The sequence below is a fragment of the Pleomorphomonas koreensis DSM 23070 genome (genome assembly GCF_000425185.1).
GTDB classification, from domain to species: Bacteria; Pseudomonadota; Alphaproteobacteria; order Rhizobiales; family Pleomorphomonadaceae; genus Pleomorphomonas; species Pleomorphomonas koreensis.
In genome coordinates, this window is the sequence record NZ_AULH01000023.1 from 24,963 (window position 1) to 51,418 (window position 26,456).

A 26,456-nucleotide genomic window follows, 5' to 3' on the forward strand; every position below is an offset into this window, starting at 1 on the left:
CAATGGCCGGCAAACGCTGGACAAACCGCCATCCGAGTCGGTAAAGGCAACCGGTCAAATCATCGGCTTACCCGCGTCGTCTGCGGGAGTGAGCGAGAAGAGGACCGACCATGATCCATGTGACTTTCCCCGACGGTTCGCAGCGCGACTACGCTCCGGGGACCACCGGCGCCGAGATCGCCGCCCAGATTTCCAAATCGCTGTCCAAGAAAGCCGTCGCCATGACGCTCGACGGCGTGCTCAGCGACCTGAATGACCCCATCGTCACCGATGCCCGGCTCGAGATCGTGACGCGCGACGACCCGCGCGCCCTCGAACTGATCCGCCACGACGCGGCGCACGTGATGGCCGAGGCGGTGCAGGAGCTGTTCCCCGGCACGCAGGTGACCATCGGCCCGGTGATCGACAACGGCTTCTACTACGACTTCTACCGGCCGGAAGGTCCGTTCACCACCGAGGACCTGCCGAAGATCGAGGCGAAGATGCGGGAGATCATCGCCCGCGACAAGCCGTTCACCAAGGAGGTCTGGAGCCGCGACGAGGCCAAGGACTGGTTCGAGAAGAAGGGCGAGGCGTTCAAGGTCGAACTGGTCGACGCCATTCCGGCCGACCAGAAGATCAAGATGTACGCGCAGGGCGACTGGATGGACCTCTGCCGCGGCCCGCACATGACCTCGACGGCCAAGATCGGCAACGCCTTCAAGCTGATGAAGGTGGCTGGAGCCTACTGGCGCGGCGATTCCGACCGCGAGATGCTGACCCGCATCTATGCCACCGCCTGGCACACCGAGGAGGACCTCAAGGCCTACCTCACCATGCTGGAGGAGGCCGAGAAGCGCGACCACCGCCGGCTCGGCCGCGAGATGGACCTGTTCCACTTCCAGGAGGAGGGGCCGGGCGTCGTGTTCTGGCACCAGAAGGGCTGGGCGATGTTCCAGGAGCTGACCGCCTACATGCGGCGGCGGCTGAAGGGCGAGTACCAGGAGGTCAACGCGCCGCAGGTGCTCGACAAGGTGCTGTGGGAGACCTCCGGCCACTGGGGCTGGTACAAGGAGAACATGTTCGCCGTGCAGTCGGCCGGCGACGAGGCCGAGGACAAGCGCATCTTCGCGCTGAAGCCGATGAATTGCCCCGGCCACATCCAGATCTTCAAGCACGGCCTCAAATCCTACCGCGACCTGCCGATGCGCATCGCCGAGTTCGGCGTCGTGCACCGCTACGAGCCGTCGGGCGCCATGCACGGCCTGATGCGGGTGCGCGGCTTCACCCAGGACGACGCGCACATCTTCTGCACCGAGGCCGATCTCGCCGCCGAATGCCACAAGATCAACGACCTGATCCTGTCGGTCTACGAGGACTTCGGCTTCGATGAGATCACCGTCAAGCTCTCCACCCGGCCGGAGAAGCGCGTCGGCTCCGACGATCTCTGGGATCACGCCGAGGAGGTGATGACCCGCGTGCTCGGCGAGATCGCCGAACGGTCGGGCGGCCGCATCAAGACCGGCATCAATCCGGGCGAGGGCGCCTTCTACGGCCCGAAGTTCGAGTACACTTTGCGCGACGCCATCGGCCGCGAGTGGCAGTGCGGCACCACGCAGGTGGACTTCAACCTGCCGGAGCGCTTCGGCGCCTTCTACGTCGACGCCGACGGCAGCAAGAAGACGCCGGTGATGATCCACCGCGCCATCTGCGGCTCGATGGAGCGCTTCCTCGGCATCCTGATCGAGAACTTCGCCGGCCACTTCCCGCTGTGGTTCGCGCCGGCGCAGGTGATGGTCACCACCATCACCTCCGAGGCCGACGCCTATGCGCAGGAGGTCTATCGGCAGCTGATGAAGGCCGGCGTGCGCGCCGACATCGACCTCCGCAACGAGAAGATCAACTACAAGGTCCGCGAGCATTCGCTGGCCAAGATCCCGCTGATCTTCGTCTGCGGCCGCAAGGAGGCCGAGGAGACCTCGGTCAACGTCCGCACCCTCGGTTCGCAGCATCCGAAATCGATGTCGCTCGACGAGGCGCTGGCCATGGTCAAGGCGGACATCGTGCCGCCGGATGTGAAGCGGGCGCTCGCCGAGGACTGAGCGGCGCAGCGACGATCTGAACAGCGAAAGGCCCGGAGCGATCCGGGCCTTTCTCCTTTTGGAACGGCCGGCCCTACACCGCCACGCGCTTCAGGAAATCGTCGATCGTCGCTTCGAGGTCGCGGGTCTGGTCGAGCACCAGCGCGGCGGCGGTCTCGACGTGGCGGGCGGTGTCGGAGGTTTTGCCGATCGCCTCGGCTACCCGGCCGACGTTCGCCGACACGGTAACGGTGTTGTCCGAGGCCTCGCTGACGTTGCGGCTGATCTCGTTGGTGGAGGCTTCCTGCTGCTCCACCGCCGAGGCGATGCCGAGCGTGGCGCGGTTCACCTCCTCCATGGTGCCGGCGATGGCGCGGATCGATTCGACGGCGGCGGCGGTCGACGTCTGCATCTCGGAAATCTGGGCGGCGATCTCCTGGGTGGCCTTCGACGTCTGGTCGGCGAGCTGCTTGACCTCGGCGGCGACCACGGCGAAGCCGCGTCCCGCCTCGCCGGCCCGGGCCGCCTCGATGGTGGCGTTCAGCGCCAGCAGGTTGGTCTGCTCGGCGATGGAGCGGATCAGCGTTACCACCTGTCCCACCCGGCTGGCGGCGTCGGCAAGGCCGGCCACCTGCTCGTTGGTGCGGCGGGCGCCCTCGGTGGCGCCGCCGATCACCGTGGTGGTGCGGCCGACGTGACTGACCACCTCGCCGATCGACGAAGCCAGCTCCTCGGCGGCGCCGGCCACCACGGTGACCTTCTCCGACGCCCCCTGCGAGGCGGCCGAAGCGCCTTCGGCCTGCGTCCGGGCGCGGGCCGCTTCGCTCTGCAACTCGTCGGCGGCGCTCCGCATGCCGGCCATGGTGTCGGTGACGGCGCGCGTCAGGCCGCCGGCCACGGCGCGGAAGTCGCGCACCGCCGCCTCGAAGGCCTCCTGGCGGCCGAGCCGCGCTGCGGCGTCGGCGCGCTGTTCGGCTTCGAGGCGGGCCTTTTCGGCCTGATTGTCCTGGAAGACGGCCAGCGTGCGGGCCATGGCGCCGATCTCGTCGGCGCGCTCGGTGTCGGCGACCGTCGCCGCCTCGCCGCGCGACAGCACGTCCATGGTGGCGCGGATGCGGCCGAGCGGACCGGTGATCGAGCGGCTGATCTGCCAGCTGATCAGGCCGCCGGCCAGGAGCGTCAGCGGCACGACGGCGAGGATCAGCCGCAGCGCGAAGGTGCTGCCGACGGCGAAGGCGTCGGCGGTCGTCCGGTCGAGATCGGCGGCGGCGCTCTTGACGGCGCCGGTCAGCGGCTCGGCGAGGTCGAAGGACAGCGACGTCTGGTCGGCCACCTTCACCCAGCCGGCATAGACCTCGACATAGGCCGAGAAGGCGGCGGAATGGGCGGCGAGCTTCGTCTTGAGCTGGGTCTTCACGTCGTCGGCGATCGCGGTCTTGTCCAGCTCGCGAATGAGGCGGCCGGCGGCGGCGTCGAAGGCGCCGGAACTCGGCCCGTCGTGGCGCAGCATGAATTCGGCGCGCGCCTGATTGAGCTGGGCGAAGGCCTGGACGACGCGCACCGTGTCGGGGTTCTGGCCGCTCCTGGTCGCCTTGTTGAGGTCGGTGCGCAGCGCCTGGAAGGTGGTCTCCATGTCGCCGCGGATGCCGCCCGCGTCGTCGAAGCCGAGCTTGACCTGGCCGCCCTTCACCTCGCTGAACTGGCCGGCGATCTTGTCGAACAGTTGCCCGAGCTGGCCGGCTTCCGCCGTGGCGGCGCCGACGGCGCCGGCCGCCGCGCCGAGGCGGCCGATGGTCTGGCGCGCCTCGTCCATCAGGCTATCGATCTCCTTGGCCCGGTCCGGCGTCGGCGCCACCATGAACAGCCGCTCCTTGGCAGCGAGCTTGTTGGCGAGGCTCTGCGTCTGCTCCGACAGGAGCGACAGGCCGGCGGCCGCCGAGGCGGTGTCCTCCAGCGCGCGCATGGACAGGACGGCGTAGCCGCTGGTGCCGGAGACGACGGCGAGGCCGGCGAGCCAGACCAGCGACAGCGAAGCGACCTTGAGACGGATGGACAATCCGCCGCGTGCGCGGCGGGAGCCGGACGTCTTTGAGCGAAACAACATGCCGAATCCCCTGCTTGTTTTGGTTCAAGTAGACTTTCGGCCGATTAACAGACGACTAATTCAAATGACTGTGGCCGGTAAATTCTCGTTTGAATTGTTCCCTGGTTAATTGGCCCGTTCTGCTTACCGATGCGGCAGTCTGCGGCTTATTTAGTCGGCAACCCGCGCCGGGAGGGCCCCGGTTGCTCCGATCGTGAGGTAAGAACTGCGGAATTAGCGGGCAGTTCTGCAAAGCGAAACAGCAAAATTAACAAGGTTGCGTGTTCCCTGGCGGGAGGCGATGCGCGTCTAGGTATTCATACGGGCGGCACTGGACGGCTGCGGTCATGGACTTTTCGGGCGATCGTGTATATGTATATCTTAATATACAAATATATGGAGACCGAAATGATCAAGGATTGGCCCGACACCGCGAAATACCTGTCCGGCGAGCTGAAGGCGGTGCGGAGCGGCACGCCCGAGGTGATGAAGGCCTTTTCGGCCATGGCGCAGGCGGCGCTGGCGCCCAAGGCGCTCGACACCAAGACCAAGGAGCTGATCGCCCTGGCCATCGGCGTCGCCGTCCGCTGCGACGACTGCATCGCCTTCCACACCAAGGCGGCGCTCAGTGCCGGCGCCACCGACGAGGAGGTATGGGAAACGCTGGGCATGGCGATCTACATGGGCGCCGGCCCGTCGGTGATGTATGCCAACCACGCGCTCACCGCCTGGAGCCAGTTCAAGGAGCAGAAGGCACCGGGCTGACCGGCCGCTCCGCCGGCGTCGGGGTCCGCCCGCAAAAAAGGCGCGACCTCGTTGCCGGGAGCCTGTAACGTGGCGGCCCGTTTCGCACCGGATCGCCTTGCCATGAACGTCACGCTTCGCCCGGGCATCGCCCATTCCGCCTGCCCGCACGACTGTCCGTCGACCTGCGCCCTCGACGTCGAGCTGACGCCGGACGGTCGCATCGGCCGTATCCGCGGCTCGGCCGACAACAGCTACACAGCCGGCGTCATCTGCGCCAAGGTCGGCCGCTATGCCAAGCGGCTCTACCACCCCGACCGGCTGATGAAGCCGCTCCTCAACGTCGGCGCCAAGGGCGAGGGGAAGTTCCGGGAAATCTCCTGGGAGGAGGCGCTCGACCGCGTCGCCGACGCCTTCCTGACGGCCGAGCGGGAGTACGGCGCCGAGAGCGTCTGGCCCTACAAATACGCCGGCACCATGGGCCTCGTGCAGCGCGACAGCCTCGAACGGCTGCGCCACGTCAAGAAATATTCGCGCAGCCACGAAACCATCTGCACAACGCCGGCCTGGACCGGCTGGATCGCCGGCACCGGCCGCCTGGCCGGGCCCGATCCGCGCGAGATGCAGCTTTCCGACTGCATCGTCATCTGGGGCACCAACGCGGTGGCGACGCAGGTCAATGTGATGACCCACGCCGTCCGCGCCAGAAAGACGCGCGGGGCGAAGATCGTCGCCGTCGACGTCTACGAGACCGAGACGGTGCGGCAGGCCGACCTCGGGCTGGTGCTCAGGCCCGGCTCCGACGCGGCGCTGGCCTGCGCCGTCATGCACATCGCCTTCCGCGACGGCTACGCCGACCGCGCCTACATGGATAAATACGCCGACGCGCCGGCCGAGCTGGAGGCGCATCTCAGATCGCGGACGCCGGAGTGGGCGGCGGCGATCACCGGCCTCTCGGTCGAGGAGATCGAGGCGTTCGGCAAGCTGGTCGGCACCACGCCGCGCAGCTATTTCCGCCTCGGCTACGGCTTCACGCGGTCGCGCAACGGCGTCGTCTCCATGCACGCGGCGCAGTCGATCGCCACCGTGCTCGGCCTGTGGCCGCGCGAGGGCGCCGGCGCCTTCCACAGCAACGGCGCCATCTTCCGCCTCGACAAGACGATGATCGAGGGCGAGGACGCCGAGGACCGGAGTGTTCGTCATCTCGACCATTCGCGCGTCGGACCGGTGCTGGTGGGCGAGGCCGAGGCGCTGCGGGGCGGGCCGCCGGTCAAGGCGATGATCATCCAGAACTGCAACCCCATGACGGTGGCGCCCGAGCAGGACAAGGTGCGGCGCGGCTTCTCGCGCGACGACCTGTTCGTCTGTGTGCACGAGCAGTTCATGACCGACACGGCGAAGATGGCCGACATCGTGCTGCCGGCCACCATGTTCCTGGAGCATGACGACATCTACAAGGCCGGCGGCCAGCAGAGCCTGCTGTTCGGGCCGAAGCTGGTCGAGCCGCCGGACGGGCCGCGAGAAAACATCTTCGTCATCGACGAACTGGCGAAGCGGCTCGGCGCCGAGCATCCCGGCTTCGGGATGACGGCGCGTGAGCACGTCGACTGGATGCTCCGGCGCTCCGGCCTCGGCACGCTCAATGAGCTGGAGGAGAAGCGCTTCTTCGATCTGCAGCCGGACTTCGACACCGCCCATTACGTCCACGGCTTCGCCTATCCGGACGGCAAGTTCCGCTTCAAGCCGGACTGGACGAACATCAAGTCGTCCAACATCGGGCCGATGGGGCCGTGGCGGGACATGCCCTCGCTACCCGACTACTGGCCGGTGGTGGAGGAGGCCGACGAGACGCACCCCTTCCGCCTGGTCACCGCGCCGGCCCGCAACTTCCTCAACACCTCCTTCACCGAGACGCCGACCTCGATCGGCCGCGAGGGCCGGCCGACGCTGAAGGTCAGGCCCGACGACGCGGCCCGGCTCGGCATAGCGGGCGGCGACGCCGTGGAGATCGGCAATCATCGCGGCCGCGTGCAGCTTCATGCCGAGCTGTTCGAGGGGTTGAAGGCCGGCGTGGTGGTGGCCGAGGGCATCTGGGGCAATCGGGCGCATGCCGGCGGCGTCGGCATCAACACGCTGACCGGCTCGGACGAGATCGCCCCCTATGGCGGCGCCGCCTTCCACGACACCAAGGTATGGCTCAGGAAATTGTGATCATCGTGCAAACCTGCCGGCCGAAACGGCCGGCGGTGGCGGCCGTCCGTTGCGGCCGTCCGGTGTTTGACATAAGAAGCCGGCAATGTCGGGACCGCGCGGCGCGGTCCGGGGATTCTCAAAGCGAGGCCATGATGCGGGTGATTTCCAGTGCGGTTGCGGGCGTGCTGCTCGCCGTCGGCGTGATGGGTGTGCTGCCGGCGGCAGCCGATACGATTTCCCGCGACACGCTGTCGCGCAAGTTCCTCGACTATTGCGTCAACGTTCAGTACCGGGCCGAGGGCATCGACCGGAATTCGATGATTGACCGCTGCCGCAAGGCCGCTCAGACGGCCATGTCGCAGTTCGAGGGTAACAGCTTCGACGCGCCGTCGCGCTCGAAGCTCACCGCCGACCAGGACAAGGCGATCCGCGCCGCCATTGCTGCCGCCTTCGCCGGCAAGTAACCGCGCTCCGCCGATCGGAAATGTCCCCTGCCGGATGCCAGAGTATCCGGCGGGCGCTTCGTCACGCCAGGATCGCCTTGATGCCGTCGGCGACGAATTGCACGGCCAGCGCGGCCAGCAGCACGCCCAGGAGCCGCGTCAGCACGTTGCGGCCGGTGTCGCCGAGGTAGCGGTCGATGCGGTCGGCGGCGATGAAGATGGCGAAGGACAGCCCGATGATGGCGGCGATGATCAGCACCAGCATCGCCATGGTCAGCGGGTCGTGCGCCTGGGCGGACAGGAGGATGGTGGCCGAGATGGCGCCGGGGCCGGCCAGGAACGGAATGGCGATCGGGAACACCGCGAGATGGCGGATGTCCTCGCCGATCGCCTGCGGATGGCCGACGGCGACGTCGGCATGGGCGCCCTTGTCGCCGGAGCCGGATTTGGGCTTCTCGAACACCATCTCGAAGGCGATCCAGAACAACAGCAGGCCACCGGCGATGCGGAAGGCCGGCATGGAGATGCCGAGGAAGGTGAGGATGCCGGCGCCGGTGAAGGCGAAGGCGATCAGCACCAGGAAGGCGATCACCGAGGCGCGGGTCGCCACGGCGCGGCGCATGTCGGGACGGGCGCCGGCGGTCAGCGCCAGGACCAATGGCGCGAGGCCGACCGGATCGATGGTGACGAAAAGTGTCGCGAAGGCATTGAGGATATAGTCGATCGGCATGGCCTGTCCGCCGTTTCGGAAGTTGCCCGCTCATCTGACAGAAAAGCGACGGCGCCGAAAGGGGCAGGGTGGTTGCCGAGGGGCGATCAAGGGGAAAACGACGTGGCCATACCTGCCTGCAAGACAGAACTTGTCGACGCCATCAGCGCCAACTACCGGAAGCTGCGCGCCGATCTCGACAGCGTGCCGACGGCGCTCGCCCGCGAGGCGACGCTCGAAGGGCATGCCAAGGGCACGGTGATGAGCGTGCACGACCTCGTCGCCTATCTCACCGGCTGGTGCGAGCTGGTGCTGAAATGGCACGCCCGCCGCAGCGCCGGCGAGCCGGTCGACTTTCCGGACTCCGGCTACCGGTGGAACGACCTCGGCCAACTGGCGCAGAAGTTCTACGCCGACTATGCCGGCCTCGACTATCCGGCGCTGCTCGACCGCTTCGCTGCCGCCAAGGAGCGTATTCTCGCGGTGATCGACGCCACCTGTGACGACGATCTCTACGGCAAGCCATGGTACGAGGCCTACACCTTCGGCCGGATGATTCAGTTCAACACCTCCTCGCCCTTCGATAACGCCCGCAAGCGCCTGAGGCGCTGGAAGAAGGAAAAGGGTCTTCCCTGATCGGCCGGTGGAAGCGCCGTTTTCGCTGGACAAACGCGCCGTTCCGTGGTTTTTGCGCCGCCACAGCAACATCAGGACCGGCCGCCGATTTGCGGACCTGCGACGGCGCCGTCCCTGCGCCGGTCCGCGTGGGCGCGGACGCGATCCCGGAAAGACTTCCGGTCGATCCCCGGCCCGTCCAGGAGACCACGGCAGATGACCGACGATCGATCCGGTGCCCGACCCGAGCCGCGCCCGGCCAACCAGCGCGGTGCCGCCCGCCTTGCCGCCGTTCAGGCGCTCTACCAGCTTGAAATCGGCGGCGGCGACCTCCTGGAGGTGGTGCAGGAGTTCGAGGCGTTCCGGCTCGGCAAGGAAATCGACGGTTTCGAATACCGGCAGGCTGACGCCGGCTGGTTCCGTGACATCGTTGGCGGTGTCGTCACCGACCAGCGGACCATCGACCCGATGGTGCACACCGCGCTGGTCGAGGACTGGCCGCTGAAGCGCGTCGACGCGACGCTGCGCGCCATTCTGCGCTGCGGTGCCTACGAGCTGATCCGCCGCAAGGACGTGCCGGGCCGGGTGATCATTTCCGAATATATCGACGTTGCCCGCGCCTTCTTCGAGGACGACGAGCCGCGCCTCGTCAACGGCGTGCTCGACCGCATCGCCCACGAGAACCGGCCCGACGAGTTCCCGCAAGAGGGAGCGTGACATGGCGTCGGGCGGCATCGGTGAATTCGAGCTGATCGCCCGCGTTTTCGCGCCGCTGGCCGCCGACGGCGCCCTCGGCCTCACCGACGACGCCGCCTTCTACCGGCCGCGCCCCGGCCTTGATCTCGTGCTGACCAAGGACGAGGTGGTGAGCGGCGTGCATTTCTTTGCCGACGACCCCTGGAACGCGGTGGCCAGGAAGGCGCTGCGCGTCAACCTGTCCGATCTCGCCGCCAAGGGGGCGACGCCGGTCGGCTATCTCCTCGCCCTCGGCCTGCCGCAGGACTTCACGGCCGATCAGGTCGACGCGCTCGGCGCCGGCCTCGCCGCCGACCAGGCCACCTATGGCATCTCGCTCTATGGCGGCGACACGGTGCGCTCGCCGGCCGGCCTGACGCTGTCGGTAACGGCGATCGGCGAGGTCAGCGAAGGCGGCATGATCAGGCGCGGCGGCGCGCGGGCCGGCGAGACGATCGTCGTCACCGGCACGATCGGCGACGCGGCGCTCGGCCTGCGGCTGCGCCTCGATCCGGCGCTGTCCGGCCGGCTGGGGCTCTCCGACGCCCATCGCGACCACCTTCTCGACCGCTATCTGCTGCCGCGGCCGCGCGGCGCGCTGGCCTCGGCGGTGGCGGCTTGCGCTTCCGGCGGCATGGACATTTCCGACGGTCTGGTCGGCGACCTCGCCAAGATGGCGGCGGCGTCCGGCGTCGGCATCGAGATCGACGCTGACCGGGTTCCGCTGTCGGAAGCGGCGCGGGCGGCGATCGCCGCCGATCCGCGCCTGCTCGCCGTGGCGCTCACCGGCGGCGACGATTACGAGCTGGCGCTGTCAATGGCTGATGACAAGGCGGACGCCTTCCTCGCCGCCGCAGCCGTGGCCGGCATCCCGGCCGTGGCGATCGGCCGGACGCGGGCGGGGGAGGGCATCGCCGTTGAGGGCGATCATCCGGCGCTCGCCGACCTCGGCTCCGGCTCCTACCGGCATTTCTGACGCATCTGCCTTGCGTCGTCCGGGGCGAGCCGGTAGACCTCGGCGGGCCTCGCTTTCAGGCCGGCGTCATTCGTTTTCCGGAGGGCCGATGTTCCGCAAGCTCTACGACTGGACCATGTCGCTGGCCGGCAGCCGCAAGGCCGGCACATGGCTCGCCGCCGTGTCGTTCGCGGAAAGCTCGTTCTTCCCGATTCCGCCCGACGTGATGCTGGTGCCGATGGTACTGGCCCGCCGCGACAAGGCCTTCACCTACGCGCTGATCTGCACCATCGCCTCGGTGCTCGGCGGCATCCTCGGCTATTCGATCGGCCTGTTCCTGTTCGACAGCGTCGGCGCCTGGCTGATCCGCGTCTACGGCTACGGCCAGAGCTTCGAGGAGTTCCGCGCCGCCTATGCCCACTACGGCGCCTGGATCATCCTGATCAAGGGTCTGACGCCGATCCCCTTCAAGCTGGTGACCATCGCCTCGGGCTTTGCCGCCTACGACTTCCCGCTGTTCGTGGCGCTCTGCGTGGTGACGCGCGGCGCCCGCTTCTTCCTGGTCGCCTTTCTGCTGCGCCTTTTCGGCGAGCCGGTGCGCGAGTTCATCGAGCGGCGGCTCGACGCGGTGATGTGGGGCCTGTTGATCGTCATCGTCGGCGGCTTCGTGGCGGCGCGCTACGTCGTCTGAAAGCCCCGCGCCGCGCCGCTTTTCCGGCGGCGGATGGGGACAAATCCATAAAATTGTCGGCTTGGCGCTTTCACGCCCTTGACGCCGCATCCCGAGCCTATATCGGTAATCCCGCCCTCGTATCTGTCCGCAGGACGGGACCGGAGCCGCATGCCGGCACGCCTTGCAAGGCGGAGGAAAAGAGGGTCGCTCCCAAGGCGAACGGGCACGGGAACCCATGGGTTTCCTAGGGGCGTTCGCCTTCGGTTCGTGGCGCCAAGGCCGGACCCTCGAACGTCCGGCACTGCGGAGGGATCATGTACGTTCTATACATCGCGATCATCTGCGGACTGCTGGCCATCGCCTACGGCGTATGGGCGGTCAAGTCCGTCATGGCATCGGACGCGGGCAGCGCCCGCATGCAGGAAATCTCGGGGGCTGTCGCCGAGGGTGCCAAGGCCTACCTCAAGCGCCAGTACACCACCATCGGCATCGTCGGCGTGGTGATCCTGGTGGTGATCGCGTGGCTGCTGGGTCTGCCGGTCGCCATCGGCTTCGTGGTTGGCGCCGTCCTGTCGGGCCTCGCCGGCTTCATCGGCATGAACGTGTCGGTTCGCGCCAACGTCCGCACCGCCGCCGCCGCCATGCAGTCGCTGGCCGGGGGCCTCAACATCGCCTTCAAGGCGGGCGCCGTCACCGGCATGCTGGTGGCCGGCCTCGCCCTGCTCGGCGTTGCCGTCTACTTCTGGGTGCTGACCGGCCCGATGGGCTATGCGGTCAACGACCGCACGGTCATCGACGCCCTCGTCGCCCTCGGCTTCGGCGCCTCGCTGATCTCCATCTTCGCCCGTCTCGGCGGCGGCATCTTCACCAAGGGCGCCGACGTCGGCGCCGACCTCGTCGGCAAGGTCGAGGCCGGCATTCCGGAAGATGACCCGCGCAACCCGGCCACCATCGCCGACAACGTCGGCGACAACGTCGGCGACTGCGCCGGCATGGCCGCCGACCTGTTCGAGACCTACGCGGTGACTGTGGTCGCCACCATGGTGCTCGCCTCGATCTTCTTCGCCGGCAATGCCGACCTGCTGACCAAGGCGATGCTGTATCCGCTCTTGATCTGCGGCGCCTGCATCATCACCTCGATCATCGGCACCTTCTTCGTCAAGCTGGGCGCCAACAACTCGATCATGGGCGCTCTCTACAAGGGCCTGTGGGCGTCTTCGCTGTTGTCGATCATCGGCCTCGGCGGCGCCACCTCGCTGACCATCGGCTGGGGCGAAATCGTCATCGGCGACATCGTCACCTCGGGCACCAAGCTGTTCATCTGCGGCATCCTCGGCCTGGTGGTGACCGGCCTGATCGTCTGGATCACCGAGTACTACACTGGCACCGGCAAGCGTCCGGTGACGTCGATCGCCCAGGCGTCGGTCACCGGCCACGGCACCAACGTCATCCAGGGCCTCGCGGTGTCGCTCGAGTCGACCGCGCTGCCGGCGCTGGTCATCGTCGCCGGCATCATCGCCACCTACCAGCTCGGCGGCCTGTTCGGCACGGCCATCGCCGTCACCACCATGCTCGGCCTCGCCGGCATGATCGTGGCGCTCGACGCCTTCGGCCCGGTCACCGACAACGCCGGCGGTATCGCCGAGATGGCCGGCCTGCCCAAGGACGTCCGTCACACCACCGACGCGCTCGACGCCGTCGGCAACACCACCAAGGCCGTCACCAAGGGCTACGCCATCGGTTCGGCCGGCCTCGGCGCGCTGGTGCTGTTCGCCGCCTATACCAACGACATCCGTCACTTCGCGGAAAGCGGCGTGCCGTATTTCCAGGGTATCGGCAACATCGACCTGTCGCTGTCCAACCCCTACGTGGTGGCTGGCCTCCTGTTCGGCGGCCTGATCCCCTACCTGTTCGGCGGCATCGCCATGACCGCCGTCGGCCGCGCCGCCGGCTCGGTGGTGGAGGAAGTGCGCCGTCAGTTCAAGGAAAAGCCGGGCATCATGGCCGGCACCGAGCGTCCGGACTACGGCCGGGCGGTCGACATGCTGACCAAGGCGGCGATCAAGGAAATGATCATCCCGTCGCTCTTGCCGGTGCTGTCGCCGCTGGTCGTCTACTTCGGCGTACTTTTCGCCTCGGGCTCGAAGGCCAACGCCTTCGCCGCCCTCGGCGCCTCGCTGCTCGGCGTGATCGTCAACGGCCTGTTCGTCGCGATCTCGATGACCTCGGGCGGCGGCGCCTGGGACAACGCCAAGAAGAGCTTCGAGGACGGCTTCGTCGACAAGGACGGCGTCAAGCACTTCAAGGGTTCCGACGCCCACAAGGCCTCGGTGACCGGCGACACCGTCGGCGATCCCTACAAGGACACCGCCGGCCCGGCCGTCAACCCGGCCATCAAGATCACCAACATCGTGGCCCTGCTGCTGCTGGCGGTTCTCGCCCATAGCTGATAGACCACCTCAGTATTTCGACTGAACGGAGCGGCGGTCGGGCAACCGGCCGCCGCTTCGGCGTTTTCGGGTGGCGCCGTCGGGTGCCGTCAGCCATCGTCCGGAACCATGTCCATGACGACCATCAATGCCGCCGCGCCGGCCGGCCCCGGCCGCTACCGCGGCTTCGCCTTCGCCTTCTCCGCCTATCTGATGTGGGGCTTCCTGCCCTTCTACATGAAGGCCGTCGCCCACATCTCGCCCTACGAGGTGGTGGCGCACCGCGTGCTGTGGTCGGTGCCGATGACCGCGGCCATCCTCGCCATGCTGGGCGGCTTCTCAAGCTTCCTCGCGGTGTTCCGGCAGCCGCGCACGCTGGCCCTGGGCTTTCTCACCGCCAGCCTGATCTCGGTGAACTGGGCGATCTACGTCTGGGCGATCGGCAGCGGGCGGACGATCGAATCGGCGCTCGGCTATTTCATCAACCCGCTGGTCAACGTCGCTCTCGGCACCGTGTTCCTCGGCGAGCGGCTCACCCGCATGCAGATGTTCGCCGTGGCGCTCGCCGTGTTCGGCGTCGGCCTGATGACGGTGGAGAGCGGCGGCCTGCCGTGGGTGTCGCTGGCGCTGGCGCTGACCTTCGGCATCTACGGCTATCTCAAGAAGACGCTGCCGATCGGTCCGACGCAGGGCTTTCTCCTGGAAGTGGTGCTGATCTCGCCGCTGGCGCTCGCCTACATCGGCTGGCTCGCCGCGACCGGGAGCGGCCATTTCGCCGGCACCGGCGTCGCGGCCACGCCCGTCGACACGCTGCTGCTGGTCGCCGCCGGCCCCATCACGGCTGTGCCGCTGATCCTGTTCGTCTACGGGGCGCGGCTCCTGCGCTACTCGACCATCGGCCTGATGCAGTACATGGCGCCGTCGATGATCTTCATCACCGCCATCTTCGTGTTCCACGAGCCCTTCTCGGCCGGCAAGCTGGTCGCCTTCATGTTCATCTGGGCGGCGCTGGTCGTCTACACCGCGACGGTGCTGCCCGGACGCCGGCGGTGAAAAAGCAAGGGGCGCGGCCGATGCCGCGCCCCTGAGACCGTATCCGTCGTGATCGGCCGCTGTTAGTTACCGAGCGGGTTGACGCGACCGACGCCCTTGAAGATCTGGCTGATCAGATTGAGGTCGGCGCCGCTGGTGCGGGTCTTGCGCTCGATGAAGTCGAACAGCTTGCCGTCCTGCAGGCCGTAATTGGCAATCTGCTTGACCAGGCCCTTGTCGTCGAAATAAACGGCGAGCACCCGCTGGTCGGTGACCGAGCGGCCCATGATCGGGTTCTCTTCGATGGTTTGGGAGATGTAGTAGAAGGCGTCGCCGGCCAGCGCCGAGGTGGTCGACGGCGAGCCGAGCACCAAGAGCACCTGCTCGCGCGACGAGCCGACCGGCACTTGGGCCAGCGCGTCCTCGGACAGCACATAGCCGTGCTGGATGGGCGCCGTGCCGCAGGCCGACAGGGAGACGGCCGTCAGCAGGACGAGCGCCGCGCCCTTCAGACCCAACATCATGCCCGACGGGCGTTCACTCCGGCTGAACTTCACATGAGCCTCCCGGCTTATTACCCTGCCTCAGTCGCCGGCGGTGGCTCCGCCACCTTGGCTTCCGCTCCGCTTTCCGTCTTTCGGGGCTTCGCCACGAAAGACCCGCTCCGCGCGGCGCCGCTTGGCGCCGGAAGCCGCTGTCGCGGCTTCTTGTTTACCCTGCCTCAGTCGCCGGCGGTGGCTCCGCCACCTTGGCTTCCGCTCCGCTGACGCCTTGGAAGGCGATTTCGGATGCGCTCCACGCTTGGCAACTTGGTTACCTTGCGATAGGTCACGAGGCAACGTCAATTCGTGCGTCCGGCGCGGTTTCCTGTCGATCACCGCGCCGGCCTTGGTCTTCATTGAAGGAAACGGCAAAACTATGGTGTTCGGCCTCTTCCGGCGAAAGGCGCCGCCGGGCGCCGCGCCGCTCTATGACGGGCTGATGCGCGCGGCGCGCCAGCCGGCCTTCTATGCCGAGCTGGGCGTCGCCGACAGCGTCGAGGGGCGGCTGGAGATGCTGATGCTGCACGTCGGCCTGGTCGTCCATCGCCTCTCCGCCGAGGCGGCCGGCCGCGAGACGGCGCGCGGCCTCACCGAACTGTTTATCGACGACATGCAGCGCTCGCTGCGCGAGATCGGCTACGACGACAGCGGCCTCAAACGCCGCCTGAAGAAGCTGGCCGGCGCCTTCTACGGCCGCATGGAGGCGACGGCGGCGGCGCTGGCCGGCGACCGGCCGGATGCGCTCGCCGACACGCTGGCGCGCAACGTCTACGGCGGCAAGGCCGATCCCCAACACGCCGCCCGCCTCGCCGAGCACGTCCACAGCTTCGCCGACAGCCTCGCCGGAACGCCGGCCGCCGAACTGGCCGCCGGCAACCTGCCTTCCCCGCCGCTCTTTGCCGCCGCCGAGGAGACGCCATGACCGACCAAGATCCTATCCCCTTCTCCCGCCGCTTCGCCTGGGACCGGGTGCAGCCGCGCGGCACGCCGGTGAGCATCGAGGCGACGCCGGCCGAATGCAAGGCCATCGCCGATGCGCTCGGCATCCTCAAGGTAGCGAACGCCTCGGCTGAATTCCTGGTGACGCCGTTCCGCAAGACCGGCTTCAAGGTGACGGGCGAGGTGAGGGCCGAGGTCGAGCAAGCCTGCGTTGTCAGCCTCGAACCGGTGCCCGAGAGCATCTCCGAGACCGTCGATCTGCGCTTTCTGCCGGAAAGCGAGATCGAGCCGGTGGACGAGGAGATCGAGGTCGACATCGACGCCGAGGACCCGCCGGAGCCGATCGTCGGCGCCTTTGTCGATCTCGGCGTGCTCGCCACCGAGTTCATCGCCGTCGGCCTCGATCCCTACCCGCGGTCGCCGGGGGCCGAGTTCACGCCGCTGATCGAGGACGACGGCAGCGAGGACGAGGCGGAATCGCCCTTCGCCGGCCTCTCCGCGCTGAAGGACAAGCAACCCTGACGGTTGCCGTCGCGCCGCCCTCCACGGCGGCGGGCGCACATTTTGCTGTTGTGTCCGCGGGGGGAATGGTTATCTTCCCGCCGCGTTATTGTCGGCGGTCGCCGCGCATCCGAGGATTCATGGCCGAACCTCTCACCATCTCCATCGACGTCATGGGCGGCGACTTCGGGCCGTCGGTGACGCTCGCCGGCGCCGATCTCGAACTGACGCGGCGCCCCGATCTCCGTTACGAACTGTTTGGCGACGAAGCCGTGGTGCTGCCGGTGCTGGAGCAGTATCCGGCCGTCAAGGCCGCCTCGCGCTTCCACCATTGCGAAGTCACCGTGGCGATGGACGAGAAGCCGTCGAGTGCGCTGCGCCACGGCCGCTGGAAGTCGTCGATGTGGCGGGCCATCGAGGCGGTGAAGAAGGGCGAGGCGCATTTCGCCGTTTCCGCCGGCAACACCGGCGCGCTGATGGCCATGTCGAAGTTCTGCCTCAGGACCATGGCCAACATCGACCGGCCGGCGCTGGCCGCGCTTTGGCCGAACCTGAAATCGGAATCGATCGTGCTCGACGTCGGTGCCTCGATCGGCGCCGACGCGCAGCAGCTGATCGGCTTCGCGGTGATGGGGGCGGCCATGGCGCGTGCCCTGTTCCATACCGAAGTCGCCACGGTGGGGCTGCTCAACGTCGGCGTCGAGGACGTCAAGGGCAACGAGGAGGTGCGGGCGGCCGGCCAGATCCTCAAGGAGACGGCGCTCGCCAACCTCGACTATGCCGGCTTCGTCGAGGGCGACGACATCGGCCGCGGCCGGGTGGACGTCATCGTCACCGAGGGCTTTGCCGGCAATATCGCCCTCAAGACGGCGGAAGGCACGGTCAAGCAGATGACTGCTTACCTGCGTACGGCGCTCGGCCGCACCTGGATGACGCGCCTCGGCTATCTGCTGGCGCGCGGCGCCTTCCAGGGCCTCAGGGAGAAAATGGATCCGCGCAAGTACAACGGCGGCGTCTTCCTCGGCCTCAACGGCATCGTCATCAAGAGCCACGGCGGCACCGACGCCTTCGGCTTTGCGGCGGCGCTCGATCTCGGCTACGACATGGCGCGCAATGGCCTGATGGCCAAGATCGAGACCGACCTTGCCCACTACTACCGGGAGCAGGCGGCGGGTGGCGCCGTCGCCGGCGAGAAAGGAAGCTGACACCGTGATCCGAAGCGTCATTCTGGGCACGGGGAGCTACCTGCCCGCCAAGGTTCTGACCAACAAGGAACTCGCCGAGCGGGTCGACACTTCGGATGAATGGATCGTGCAGCGCACGGGCATCCGCGAGCGCCACATCGCCGCCGACGGCGAGCTGACCTCCGACCTTGCCGCGGCCGCCGCCACCGAGGCGCTGGCCGCCGCCGGCGTCAGCGCCGACGAGATCGACCTGGTGCTGCTGGCCACCGCGACGCCCGACCGCACCTTTCCGTCGTCGGCCGTCGAGGTGCAGAGGAAGCTCGGGGTTACCCACGGCTTCGCCTTCGATCTGCAGGCGGTCTGTTCGGGCTTCATCTACGCGCTCACCGTCGCCGACAGCCTGATGCGCACCGGCCTTGCCCGCAAGGCGCTGGTGATCGGCGCCGATACCTTCTCGCGCATCCTCGACTGGAACGACCGCACCACCTGCGTGCTGTTCGGCGACGGCGCCGGTGCCGTGGTGCTCGGCGTTGAGGAGGGCGAGGGCACGACGGCCGATCGCGGCCTGCTCGCCGCCAGCCTCCGCGCCGACGGTCGCCACGTCGACAAGCTCTGCACCGACGGCGGCCCGTCGATGACCGGCGCGCCCGGCCATGTGCGCATGCATGGCCAGGAGGTGTTCAAGTTCGCGGTCGGTGGCGTCGGCGACGTCATCAAGTCGGTGTTCGAGGCGACCGGTTTCGACGGCGCCAGCATCGATTGGTTCGTTCCCCATCAGGCCAACCGCCGCATCATCGAGGGATCGGCCAAGAAGCTCGGCATACGCTTGGAAAAGACGATTATCACCGTCGAGGGGCACGCCAATACTTCGGCGGCGACCATCCCGCTCGCCCTCGATTCCGGCGTGCGCACAGGCAAGGTGAAGCGCGACGACGTGCTGCTGTTCGAGGCGGTCGGCGGTGGCCTCACCTGGGGCGCTGTGATCCTACGTTGGTAGCATGGATCGGTTTTTTGTTTATTTGGAAAGACTTGCGCGGAAAAAGGATTGACCGCATCCGTATCTGGCACTACCTTCCTCGCCTGTGTCTTTTGGTCTCGACCGGCGGCTGATCCGCGGTCGACTGGAACAACGGGAGCTTGCGATCCATGGGGGGCAAAACTGTAACCCGCGCCGATCTATGCGAGGCCGTGTACCAGAAGGTCGGGCTGTCGAGGAGCGAGTCAGCCGAACTCGTGGAATCGGTGCTGCGCGAGATCGCCGATTGTCTGGTGACTGGCGAGACCGTCAAGCTGTCGTCCTTCGGAACGTTTTCGGTTCGCTCGAAGACCGAGCGCATCGGCCGCAACCCGAAGACCGGCGAGGAAGTGCCGATCCTTCCGCGCCGCGTGCTGGTGTTCAAGCCGAGCAACGTCTTGAAGACGGAAATCAACGGTGGCGACAGCTCTGCCGCCGAAGCCGACGATTGAACCGCCGGCGAGCCCTGGGCCGCGCGGAAATTATCATTGAAATACAATGGCCTGGTGGACGATCTTCGCGTTGGTGCGAGATCGGGCTTGGCATTTTTCACGTACCCCTTCTATAGTGGAGCGCTTTGCGAATCCGGTCTCATGGGATTCAGGGCGGCATCAGGTCGAGCGGCGGCGTGGAAAAGGCAACGGACGCTTTCAGGACGATCAGCGAGGTTGCGGAGGATCTTGATCTTCCGCAGCATGTGCTGCGCTTCTGGGAAACCAAATTCAGCCAGATCCGCCCGATGAAGCGCGGCGGCGGTCGCCGCTACTACCGCCCCGACGACGTCGAACTGCTGCGCGGCATCCAGTATCTCCTCTACGGTGAAGGCTACACAATCAAGGGCGTTCAGCGCATCCTGAAGGAGCAGGGCGCCCGCTTCGTGATGGAGGTCTGGCGCCACCCCGGCGAGCCGATCCCGGCGGCGCCGGAGGGGGCCGACGCGGATATGGACGATGCGGCCGAGGACGATGTCGCGCCGGGCGAGCCGGAGATGGAGCCTGCCGCCGCTCCGACGCGCGCCGATCCGTGGGTGGAACCGCGGATGGAGGCGAGGGCGGAACCGCGCGTCGAGCCGCCGCCGGTGCGTCCGTCGGAGATCGATGAGCCGCTGCCGGCCGGCATCCTGCCGGAGAACGCCAGCCGGGGTGGCGGCTTCCGCTTCATGGAGCGCTTCCGCGCCGCGCCCGAGCATGCGGCGCCGGCCGGCGGCGGTTCCGGCGCGCTGTCGCGCGAGGACATCCGTCGCCTGCAATCGACGTTGTTCGAACTCCTGGAATGCAAGCGCCTGCTCGATCAGACGCGCTGACGCCTGCCCTGGGATTTGCCGCGGCGGCCATTCGCCTCGGCTTTCCGGGCTTCCGGTGCTCGTGGAGCTGAGCGTCGGCGCCGCTTCGGTGCCGGGAAGCCGAGCCGCCGATCCCCATAGCGGGGTTGCAGAGGATCTCCGAAAGGCCGGCGGCTGGGGGTGGGCGAAATTAGCACTTGTCCCGCCGGATCGAACCGGCTAAATCCCTCCCGTCCGGCGCTTGGCGCCTGACGATGATGGAGCGGGCAGTAGCGCAGCCTGGTTAGCGCACGTGTCTGGGGGACACGGGGTCGGAGGTTCAAATCCTCTCTGCCCGACCATCTTTCCTCCTGAAATCCCAAGCGATTCCGTCCCGGCGTGCAACAGCGCGCCCCGGGCGTTTTTCTGCGCTCCCTGACGGCCGACGACCGCCGGGCCACCGGCCGTAGGTGTTCATACCGATCCGAAGTTTCGATTGAAAATGATACGAAAGAAAAATCGAACTGAAACGAAGATCAAATGAACTTTCGCCGGTTCGGGTATGGCGGGAAGGCCAGCGGCGGGCCGGCGTCCGGCTGCAATCGGGGAGCGGAGCATGAGTTCGGGGAGCGGCGCATGACGGGTACCTTCGGAGCCGGACCTTTGCCGGCCACCGCCGACGTGGTGGTGATCGGCGGCGGCGTGGTGGGCTGTGCCATTGCCCGCGAGCTGACGCGCTTCGAGCTGTCGGTGCTGCTGATCGAACGAGCGCCGGACGTCGCCACCGGTACGTCGAAGGCCAACAGCGGCATCCTGCATGCCGGCTTCGACGCCGATCCCGGCACCTGGAAGGCGAAGCTGAACGTGCGCGGCGCCAGGCTCTACGCCGATCTCGCCGAGGGGCTCGGCATTCCGCGCAAGGCGACGGGATCACTGGTGGTGGCGAAGGACGCCGGCCAGATGGACACCGTCGCCGACCTCCGGCAGCGCGGCCGCGACAACGGCGTGCCCGGCCTCGAAATCTGGAACCGCGACCGGTTGCTCGCCCACGAGCCGAATGTCTCGCCGGAGGTGGCGGGCGCTCTCTGGGCGCCGTCGGGTGCCATCGTCTGCCCGTTCCTGGCCACCGTCGGCTTCGCCGAGAACGCCATCCGGAACGGCGCGCGAATCGTCACCGAATGCGCGGTGACCGGCATCGACGTCGTCGGCGGGGCGATCACCGCGGTCTGCACGACGCGCGGCCGCGTTGCCACGCGTTTCGTCGTCAATGCCGCCGGCCTCCACTCGGGCGCGGTGGCGCGCCTTGCCGGTGACGACAGCTTCACCATCCGCCCGCGCCGCGGCGAGTACATCCTGTTCGACCGCAGCGTCGGTCAGCTCGTCAACACGGTGTTGTTTCCGACGCCCGACAAGGTGTCGAAGGGCATCCTGGTGGCGCCCACCGTGCACGGCAACGTGTTCATCGGCCCTGATGCTGTCGACATCGATGATCCCGACGACCGCGAGACGACGGCCGGCGGCCTCGCCGGCATCGTCGCCGGCGCCCGCCGCATCGTGCCGGCGCTGCCGCTCGGCACGGCGATCACCGAGTTCGCCGGTCTGCGCGCCGCCGCCGGCAAGGATTTCGTCATCGGTCCGTCGCCGGTGACGCGCGGCCTCGTGCATGCCGCCGGCATCCAGTCGCCCGGCCTGACCTCGGCGCCGGCCATCGGCGAGGCGATGGTGGAGGTGCTGGCCGAAGCCGGCCTGAAGCTCCGGCCGAGGGCGGGCTTCGTGCCGGTCAATCCGGCCAAGCCGCGCTTCCATGATCTCGATCGGCCGGCGCAGGCGGCGCTGGTCGCCGCCGATCCGCTCTACGGCCGCGTCATCTGCCGCTGCGAGACGATCACCGAGGCGGAAATCGTCGCGGCTATCCTGTCGCCCTGCGGCGCCCGCACCGTCGACGGCGTGAAACGGCGGGTGCGGGCCGGCGCCGGCCGCTGCCAGGGCGGCTTCTGCGGGCCGCGCGTCACGGCCATTCTCGCCCGCGAACTGGGTATCCCCGTCACCGCCGTCCGCAAGGACTCGGCGGATTCGTGGCTGTTCCTGCCGCGCGCCGACATCGGAGCCGCGGAGGGCATCCATGCGTGAACTGTCTTACGACGTGGTGGCGATCGGCGGCGGCCCGGCCGGCATGGCGGCGGCGTTGGCCGCCAGGGAAGCCGGCGCGGAGCGCGTGCTGATCATCGAGCGCGACCGCGAGCTTGGCGGCATCCTGCAACAATGCATCCACAACGGCTTCGGCCTCCGCCGCTTCGAGGAGGAACTGACCGGGCCCGGCTACGCCCACCGCTATATCGAGATGGTGCGGAACTCGGACATCGACGTCTGGCTCGACACGACGGTGCTCGCCGCCGAGCCGGGCGGCGTCATCACCTCGGTCAGCCCGCAGGCCGGCCTTCAGGTGGTCAGGGCGACGTCGGTGGTCTACGCCATGGGCTGCCGCGAACGGACGCGCGGCGCCATCCGCACGCCGGGCAGCCGGCCGGCCGGCGTGTTCACGGCCGGCGCCGCCCAGCGCATGGTCAACATGGAGGGCTACCTGCCGGGCAAGGAGGTGGTGATCGTCGGCTCCGGCGACATCGGCCTGATCATGGCCCGCCGCATGACCTTCGAGGGCGCCAAGGTGAAGGCGGTGTTCGAGATCATGCCCTATTCCAACGGCCTCACCCGCAACATCGTCCAGTGCCTCGAAGATTTCGGCATCCCGCTCTACCTCGGCCACTCGGTGACGGCGATCCACGGCAAGGACCGGGTGACCGGGATCACGGTGTCGCAGGTGAACGAGAAACTGGAGATCGTTCCCGATACCGCCTTCGACGTCGCCTGCGACTGCGTGCTGCTGTCGGTCGGCCTCATTCCCGAGAACGAACTCGGCCGGGCGGCCGGCCTCATGCTCGATCCGATCACCGGCGGCGCGCTGGTCGACCAGTTCCGCCAGACCTCGCTCCCCGGCTTCTTCGCCGCCGGCAACGTCTTGCATGTCCACGACCTCGTCGACTGGGTGTCCGAGGAAGCGGCGATCGCCGGCCGCTCGGCGGCCCGCCACGCCCGCGGCGAACTGCCGGAAGGCGGTGCGGCGCGGCAGGTGGCGGCGGGTGAGGGCATCCGCACGGTGGTGCCGCAGCGGCTGTCGCCCCTTGAGCCGGGCAAAATGAGTGTGCGCTTCTATTTCCGGGCGGCCAGACCGATGGGCGCGTCGCTGCTCCAGCTTTATGCGGACGGCGAACTGGCTTTCGAGCGCAAGCTCAGGATCGTCAAGCCGAGCGAGATGATCGTCGCCGATATCCCCGTGCGGAAGATCGGCGCTGCCACCAAGCTGGAATTCCGCCTGGCGCCGGCGCCCGGCAAGGCCGAGACCGAGGAAGAAATCGGGGAGGAGGCGTGATGGCCCGCGTGGTTCATGCGATCCAGTGCATCGTCTGTCCGATCGGCTGCGGCGGCGAAGTGACCGTCGAAGACGGCACGGTGACGACGCTGACCGGCTTCACCTGCAACAAGGGCCTCGCCTATGCCGCCAAGGAGGTGGTGTCGCCCAAGCGCATGGTGACGACGACGGTGCGGGTCTCCGGCGGCGGCCTGCCGCTGCTGCCGGTGGTCTCGGTGGCGCCGGTGCCGAAGGACCGCATCTTCGACTGTCTGAATCTCCTGCGCGGCGTGTCCGTGATGGCGCCGATCGCCGAGGGGGAGATCGTCGTCGCCGACGCGCTGGGGCTCGGCGTCGACTTCCGGGCGGCGCGGGATATTTCGGTCGTTCAGTAGGCGTTTTCCTGATTGAGGATGCGGATCGGCGTCAGCATGAGAATGTAGAGGTCGAACAGCACCGACCAGTTCTCGATGTAATAGAGGTCGTGCTCGACGCGCGCCTGGATCTTGTCGGGCGTGTCGACCTCGCCGCGCCAGCCGTTGATCTGCGCCCAGCCGGTGACGCCCGGCTTCACCTTGTGACGGGCGAAATAGCCGTCGACCACTTCTTCCCACAGCTTGTGCTGGGTGTGGGCGTTGACGGCGTGCGGCCGCGGCCCGACCAGCGACAGGTCGCCCTTCAGCACGTTGAACAGCTGCGGCAGTTCGTCGATCGACGTCTTGCGGATGAAGCGGCCGACCGGCGTCACGCGCGGGTCGCCGCGCGTCACCACCTTCTCCGCCTTGATGTCCGCCTGATCGGCGTACATCGAGCGGAACTTCATCACCGAGATCACCTCGTTGTTGAAGCCGTAGCGCGGCTGGCGGAACAGGATCGGTCCCCTGGAGGTGGCCTTCACCGCAATGGCGGCTCCCAGCATCACCGGCGACAGCGCCACGATGGCGAGGCTGGCCACCACCACGTCGAACAGGCGCTTCGACACCTGCGACCAGCCGGTGATCGGACGGTCGAACAGGTCGAGGAAGGGCACGCGGCCGATGTAGGAATAGGAGCGGGGCCTGAGGCGCAGCTTGCTGGAATGGGCCGACAGGCGGATGTCGACCGGCAGCACCCACAGCTTCTTGAGGAGTTGCAGGATGCGCACCTCGGCGGTCGGCGGCAGCGCCACGATCACCAGGTCGACGGCCGCGACACGGGAGAATTCCACGAGGTCGGAGGTGTCGCCGAGCTTCGGAAAGCCCTGCTGGCTCTCCGGGCTGCGGTCGTCGTTGCGGTCGTCGAAGATGCCGAGGATGGCCAGCTCGTTGCCGCCGCTCTCCTCGAGGGCGGTGATCAGGGATTCGGCCATGGCGCCGCCGCCGAGGATGACGGCGCGCTTCTGCAGCCGGCCGGCGCGGGTGAGCCGGCGCGTGACGCGCGTGGTCAGCGCCGAGGCGAGGCCGAGGACCATCACGCCGGCCACATACCAGGCCGGGAACCACAGCCGCTCGACCTGCGGCACGCCGTCGCCGACGATCAGCAGCACCGAGACGAAGCCGAACACGCTCGACCAAGCGACCAGCAGCTTGGCGAGGCGCCGGGAGTGGCGGCGCAGCATGGCCAGATCATTGGCGCCGAGCGCCGCCGCCAGCAATAGCGTCAGGACGGCGGCAGCCACCGGAATCGCCGTCGTCAGGCCGGCCAGCGAGGCGGAGAACAGCGGCAGCAGCACAAGGCCGGCCGCCGCCAGGCAGAGGCCCTCGAAGGCGGCGGCGAGGCCGCTGACCAGCGACGGGGCGATCGAGGCATCGCGATAGTGCCGGGCGACGACCTCGGCGGCCGTTGGCAGATGGGGGACAGGCCCGGAGGCCGGTTCTGTGATGCTCATGGCAATCCATCCCGGAAGGGCGAACAAGTGCCGGCATGATGGCCGGAAAATTCCTGAGGTGAAGTAAAGCGGCGGCGAATCCCAGCGCTTATGCTTTCGAGAAGGTGAACGGTCAGAACAGCCGCTGGGCGATCCTGAGCACGTCGCCGGGGCGGACCAGCGCGCTCGGCGGCAGCAGGCCGACATAGGTCTTGCCGTTCAGGCGGCGCGACACCTCGATGCGGCGCTCGTCGGCGCGGGCGGTGAAGCCGCCGGCGATGGCCACCGCCGTCTCGGCCGTCATGCCGTTGACATAGGTGTACTGGCCGGGATTGCGCACCTCGCCCATGATGAAGAAGGGGCGGTAGGTGTCGACCTCGACGGTGACGTCGGGGTTGTTGAGATAGCCCTTCATGAGGCCGCGCGTGAGGGCGCCGGCCACCTCCTGCGTGGTGAGGCCACGCGCCGCGACGTTGCCGACCAGCGGATAGGAAATGTAGCCGGCCTGATCGACGGCGAAGGTGCCGGACAGCGCGGCCTGCTCGAAGACGGTGACGCGCAGCTTGTCGCCGCTGTCGAGGCGGTAGGGACCGTCGAGCCCGTCGGGAACGGCCGGCGCGGCGACCGGCGGCCGCCGGGGCAGGCTGGTGCAGGCGCCGAGGCCGAGGAGGGCCAGACCGAGAAAGGCGCGTCGCCGCATGCGAAGGTCCCCACGAAATCAGCGCGAATACAGGAGGGGAGCCTAGGCTGCGTTGACAAAAGGGATTCCCAAATCAGCCGAGGTTTGATTCAAGGGTTCTTCTTCGGAGGAGGTTCCCTTGGGCTATCCGAGCGATGTGAGCGACGCTGCGTGGGCGATCATTGAACCTCTGTTGCCTTCCGAGCGAGGGCGGTGGGCGCGACCCGCCCAGGACAATCGTCGATATTTCAATGGGATGATGTGGATCATGCGCGCCGGCTCTCCCTGGCGATATCTTCCGCCCGAATACGGCAAGTGGAATTCGGTTTATGTCCGCTTTCGCCGTTGGGCCGAGGGTGGCGTCTGGGATGGCATCCTCGAAACGCTGGTCGAGCTGGGACTGACCGACGAC

At 67.8% G+C, this 26,456-nt stretch carries 25 protein-coding genes and 1 tRNA gene; 21 read left to right on the forward strand and 5 right to left on the reverse strand.

Features of this window, described 5'->3' with window-relative positions:
- Window positions 1-110 precede the first annotated feature (110 nt).
- Window positions 111-2,081: a threonine--tRNA ligase gene (gene thrS, locus H512_RS0117725; RefSeq protein WP_026784593.1), complete on the forward strand. Its 1,971-nt coding sequence runs from the start codon at window positions 111-113 to the stop codon at window positions 2,079-2,081.
- 73 nt (window positions 2,082-2,154) lie between these two features.
- Here thrS and H512_RS25980 read toward each other — a convergent pair whose 3' ends face one another.
- On the reverse strand, window positions 2,155-4,164 hold the full coding sequence (locus tag H512_RS25980) for a methyl-accepting chemotaxis protein (protein ID WP_053240013.1): 2,010 nt from the start codon (window positions 4,162-4,164) through the stop codon (window positions 2,155-2,157).
- A 387-nt stretch (window positions 4,165-4,551) separates the two neighbouring features.
- On the opposite strand from H512_RS25980, the gene H512_RS0117735 reads away from it, so the two are divergent.
- The 3 genes from H512_RS0117735 (at window position 4,552) to H512_RS0117745 (ending at window position 7,544) form a co-directional block, all read left to right on the forward strand.
- Complete coding sequence (locus H512_RS0117735; protein WP_026784594.1) at window positions 4,552-4,908, forward strand: carboxymuconolactone decarboxylase family protein; 357 nt, start codon at window positions 4,552-4,554, stop codon at window positions 4,906-4,908.
- Between the two features lie 102 nt (window positions 4,909-5,010).
- Entirely contained in the window at window positions 5,011-7,098 is a 2,088-nt protein-coding gene (locus tag H512_RS0117740; protein ID WP_026784595.1) for a molybdopterin oxidoreductase family protein, read from the forward strand.
- Window positions 7,099-7,229: 131 nt separating this feature from the next.
- Window positions 7,230-7,544, forward strand: a complete 315-nt coding sequence (locus H512_RS0117745) for a hypothetical protein (protein ID WP_026784596.1) — start codon at window positions 7,230-7,232, stop codon at window positions 7,542-7,544.
- Window positions 7,545-7,605: 61 nt separating this feature from the next.
- Here the strand turns inward: H512_RS0117745 and H512_RS0117750 are convergent, their stop codons facing one another.
- A complete protein-coding gene (locus tag H512_RS0117750) occupies window positions 7,606-8,253 on the reverse strand; it encodes a MarC family protein (protein ID WP_026784597.1) in 648 nt (215 codons plus the stop codon).
- Window positions 8,254-8,355: 102 nt separating this feature from the next.
- Here H512_RS0117750 and H512_RS0117755 point away from each other — a divergent pair, with 102 nt between their 5' ends.
- From H512_RS0117755 to rarD, 6 genes are all read left to right on the forward strand, one after another.
- Complete coding sequence (locus H512_RS0117755; RefSeq protein ID WP_026784598.1) at window positions 8,356-8,868, forward strand: ClbS/DfsB family four-helix bundle protein; 513 nt, start codon at window positions 8,356-8,358, stop codon at window positions 8,866-8,868.
- Window positions 8,869-9,063: 195 nt separating this feature from the next.
- Window positions 9,064-9,564, forward strand: coding sequence for a transcription antitermination factor NusB (nusB, locus tag H512_RS0117760; RefSeq protein WP_026784599.1), 501 nt, complete (start codon window positions 9,064-9,066; stop codon window positions 9,562-9,564).
- 1 nt (window position 9,565) lies between these two features.
- Window positions 9,566-10,558 (forward strand): thiamine-phosphate kinase, encoded by a 993-nt coding sequence (thiL, locus tag H512_RS0117765; protein WP_026784600.1) that lies wholly within the window; start codon window positions 9,566-9,568, stop codon window positions 10,556-10,558.
- 88 nt (window positions 10,559-10,646) lie between these two features.
- Window positions 10,647-11,228: a YqaA family protein gene (locus tag H512_RS0117770; RefSeq protein ID WP_026784601.1), complete on the forward strand. Its 582-nt coding sequence runs from the start codon at window positions 10,647-10,649 to the stop codon at window positions 11,226-11,228.
- 296 nt (window positions 11,229-11,524) lie between these two features.
- The gene (locus H512_RS0117775) at window positions 11,525-13,660 is read left to right on the forward strand and encodes a sodium-translocating pyrophosphatase (protein WP_026784602.1); all 2,136 of its coding nucleotides are present in this window, start codon (window positions 11,525-11,527) and stop codon (window positions 13,658-13,660) included.
- A 114-nt stretch (window positions 13,661-13,774) separates the two neighbouring features.
- Window positions 13,775-14,692 carry an EamA family transporter RarD gene (rarD, locus tag H512_RS0117780; protein ID WP_053240014.1) on the forward strand — a complete coding sequence of 306 codons (918 nt, stop codon included), beginning with the start codon at window positions 13,775-13,777 and terminating at the stop codon, window positions 14,690-14,692.
- Between the two features lie 62 nt (window positions 14,693-14,754).
- Here rarD and H512_RS0117785 read toward each other — a convergent pair whose 3' ends face one another.
- A complete protein-coding gene (locus H512_RS0117785) occupies window positions 14,755-15,228 on the reverse strand; it encodes an outer membrane protein assembly factor BamE (protein WP_245585447.1) in 474 nt (157 codons plus the stop codon).
- A 361-nt stretch (window positions 15,229-15,589) separates the two neighbouring features.
- Between H512_RS0117785 and H512_RS24700 the strand changes: the two genes are divergently transcribed.
- From H512_RS24700 to H512_RS0117835, 10 genes are all read left to right on the forward strand, one after another.
- A complete protein-coding gene (locus H512_RS24700; RefSeq protein ID WP_036792464.1) occupies window positions 15,590-16,135 on the forward strand; it encodes a ubiquinol-cytochrome C chaperone family protein in 546 nt (181 codons plus the stop codon).
- Window positions 16,132-16,674: a DUF177 domain-containing protein gene (locus H512_RS0117795; protein ID WP_026784605.1), complete on the forward strand. Its 543-nt coding sequence runs from the start codon at window positions 16,132-16,134 to the stop codon at window positions 16,672-16,674. Before H512_RS24700 ends, H512_RS0117795 begins: the two co-directional genes overlap by 4 nt.
- Before the next feature lie 119 nt (window positions 16,675-16,793).
- Window positions 16,794-17,858, forward strand: coding sequence for a phosphate acyltransferase PlsX (gene plsX / locus H512_RS0117800; RefSeq protein ID WP_026784606.1), 1,065 nt, complete (start codon window positions 16,794-16,796; stop codon window positions 17,856-17,858).
- A gap of 4 nt (window positions 17,859-17,862) precedes the next feature.
- Window positions 17,863-18,834: a beta-ketoacyl-ACP synthase III gene (locus tag H512_RS0117805; RefSeq protein WP_026784607.1), complete on the forward strand. Its 972-nt coding sequence runs from the start codon at window positions 17,863-17,865 to the stop codon at window positions 18,832-18,834.
- A 149-nt stretch (window positions 18,835-18,983) separates the two neighbouring features.
- Window positions 18,984-19,304 carry an integration host factor subunit alpha gene (locus H512_RS0117810; protein ID WP_026784608.1) on the forward strand — a complete coding sequence of 107 codons (321 nt, stop codon included), beginning with the start codon at window positions 18,984-18,986 and terminating at the stop codon, window positions 19,302-19,304.
- Window positions 19,305-19,480: 176 nt separating this feature from the next.
- Window positions 19,481-20,155, forward strand: a complete 675-nt coding sequence (locus H512_RS0117815) for a MerR family transcriptional regulator (RefSeq protein ID WP_026784609.1) — start codon at window positions 19,481-19,483, stop codon at window positions 20,153-20,155.
- A 242-nt stretch (window positions 20,156-20,397) separates the two neighbouring features.
- Window positions 20,398-20,475: transfer RNA gene (locus tag H512_RS0117820), tRNA-Pro, on the forward strand.
- 274 nt (window positions 20,476-20,749) lie between these two features.
- The gene (locus H512_RS24705) at window positions 20,750-22,243 is read left to right on the forward strand and encodes an NAD(P)/FAD-dependent oxidoreductase (protein WP_053240016.1); all 1,494 of its coding nucleotides are present in this window, start codon (window positions 20,750-20,752) and stop codon (window positions 22,241-22,243) included.
- Complete coding sequence (locus H512_RS24710) at window positions 22,236-23,540, forward strand: NAD(P)/FAD-dependent oxidoreductase (protein ID WP_084798585.1); 1,305 nt, start codon at window positions 22,236-22,238, stop codon at window positions 23,538-23,540. Before H512_RS24705 ends, H512_RS24710 begins: the two co-directional genes overlap by 8 nt.
- A complete protein-coding gene (locus H512_RS0117835; RefSeq protein WP_026784610.1) occupies window positions 23,540-23,914 on the forward strand; it encodes a DUF1667 domain-containing protein in 375 nt (124 codons plus the stop codon). Before H512_RS24710 ends, H512_RS0117835 begins: the two co-directional genes overlap by 1 nt.
- Here H512_RS0117835 and H512_RS24715 read toward each other — a convergent pair.
- Window positions 23,908-25,386: an undecaprenyl-phosphate glucose phosphotransferase gene (locus H512_RS24715; RefSeq protein WP_053240017.1), complete on the reverse strand. Its 1,479-nt coding sequence runs from the start codon at window positions 25,384-25,386 to the stop codon at window positions 23,908-23,910. The genes H512_RS0117835 and H512_RS24715 overlap by 7 nt on opposite strands.
- A gap of 112 nt (window positions 25,387-25,498) precedes the next feature.
- Complete coding sequence (locus H512_RS0117845; RefSeq protein WP_026784611.1) at window positions 25,499-26,065, reverse strand: polysaccharide biosynthesis/export family protein; 567 nt, start codon at window positions 26,063-26,065, stop codon at window positions 25,499-25,501.
- 118 nt (window positions 26,066-26,183) lie between these two features.
- Here H512_RS0117845 and H512_RS0117850 point away from each other — a divergent pair.
- Window positions 26,184-26,456 (forward strand): transposase (locus H512_RS0117850; RefSeq protein WP_026784612.1); only part of this gene is annotated, 273 nt, incomplete at its 3' end.

Excerpts from the sequence above, each read along its gene's own strand:
- plsX (WP_026784606.1), top strand. The coding sequence starts at position 16,794 with ATGGCCGAACCTCTCACCATCTCCATCGACGTCATGGGCGGCGACTTC.
- H512_RS0117735 (WP_026784594.1), top strand. The coding sequence starts at position 4,552 with ATGATCAAGGATTGGCCCGACACCGCGAAATACCTGTCCGGCGAGCTG.
- H512_RS0117740 (WP_026784595.1), top strand. The coding sequence starts at position 5,011 with ATGAACGTCACGCTTCGCCCGGGCATCGCCCATTCCGCCTGCCCGCAC.
- nusB (WP_026784599.1), top strand. The coding sequence starts at position 9,064 with ATGACCGACGATCGATCCGGTGCCCGACCCGAGCCGCGCCCGGCCAAC.
- H512_RS0117845 (WP_026784611.1), bottom strand. The coding sequence starts at position 26,065 with ATGCGGCGACGCGCCTTTCTCGGTCTGGCCCTCCTCGGCCTCGGCGCC.
- H512_RS0117835 (WP_026784610.1), top strand. The coding sequence starts at position 23,540 with ATGGCCCGCGTGGTTCATGCGATCCAGTGCATCGTCTGTCCGATCGGC.
- H512_RS0117775 (WP_026784602.1), top strand. The coding sequence starts at position 11,525 with ATGTACGTTCTATACATCGCGATCATCTGCGGACTGCTGGCCATCGCC.
- H512_RS0117745 (WP_026784596.1), top strand. The coding sequence starts at position 7,230 with ATGATGCGGGTGATTTCCAGTGCGGTTGCGGGCGTGCTGCTCGCCGTC.
- H512_RS0117750 (WP_026784597.1), bottom strand. The coding sequence starts at position 8,253 with ATGCCGATCGACTATATCCTCAATGCCTTCGCGACACTTTTCGTCACC.
- H512_RS0117770 (WP_026784601.1), top strand. The coding sequence starts at position 10,647 with ATGTTCCGCAAGCTCTACGACTGGACCATGTCGCTGGCCGGCAGCCGC.
- H512_RS24705 (WP_053240016.1), top strand. The coding sequence starts at position 20,750 with ATGACGGGTACCTTCGGAGCCGGACCTTTGCCGGCCACCGCCGACGTG.
- H512_RS24715 (WP_053240017.1), bottom strand. The coding sequence starts at position 25,386 with ATGAGCATCACAGAACCGGCCTCCGGGCCTGTCCCCCATCTGCCAACG.
- rarD (WP_053240014.1), top strand. The coding sequence starts at position 13,775 with ATGACGACCATCAATGCCGCCGCGCCGGCCGGCCCCGGCCGCTACCGC.
- H512_RS0117795 (WP_026784605.1), top strand. The coding sequence starts at position 16,132 with ATGACCGACCAAGATCCTATCCCCTTCTCCCGCCGCTTCGCCTGGGAC.
- H512_RS25980 (WP_053240013.1), bottom strand. The coding sequence starts at position 4,164 with ATGTTGTTTCGCTCAAAGACGTCCGGCTCCCGCCGCGCACGCGGCGGA.
- H512_RS0117810 (WP_026784608.1), top strand. The coding sequence starts at position 18,984 with ATGGGGGGCAAAACTGTAACCCGCGCCGATCTATGCGAGGCCGTGTAC.
- thiL (WP_026784600.1), top strand. The coding sequence starts at position 9,566 with ATGGCGTCGGGCGGCATCGGTGAATTCGAGCTGATCGCCCGCGTTTTC.
- H512_RS24700 (WP_036792464.1), top strand. The coding sequence starts at position 15,590 with ATGGTGTTCGGCCTCTTCCGGCGAAAGGCGCCGCCGGGCGCCGCGCCG.
- thrS (WP_026784593.1), top strand. The coding sequence starts at position 111 with ATGATCCATGTGACTTTCCCCGACGGTTCGCAGCGCGACTACGCTCCG.
- H512_RS24710 (WP_084798585.1), top strand. The coding sequence starts at position 22,236 with ATGCGTGAACTGTCTTACGACGTGGTGGCGATCGGCGGCGGCCCGGCC.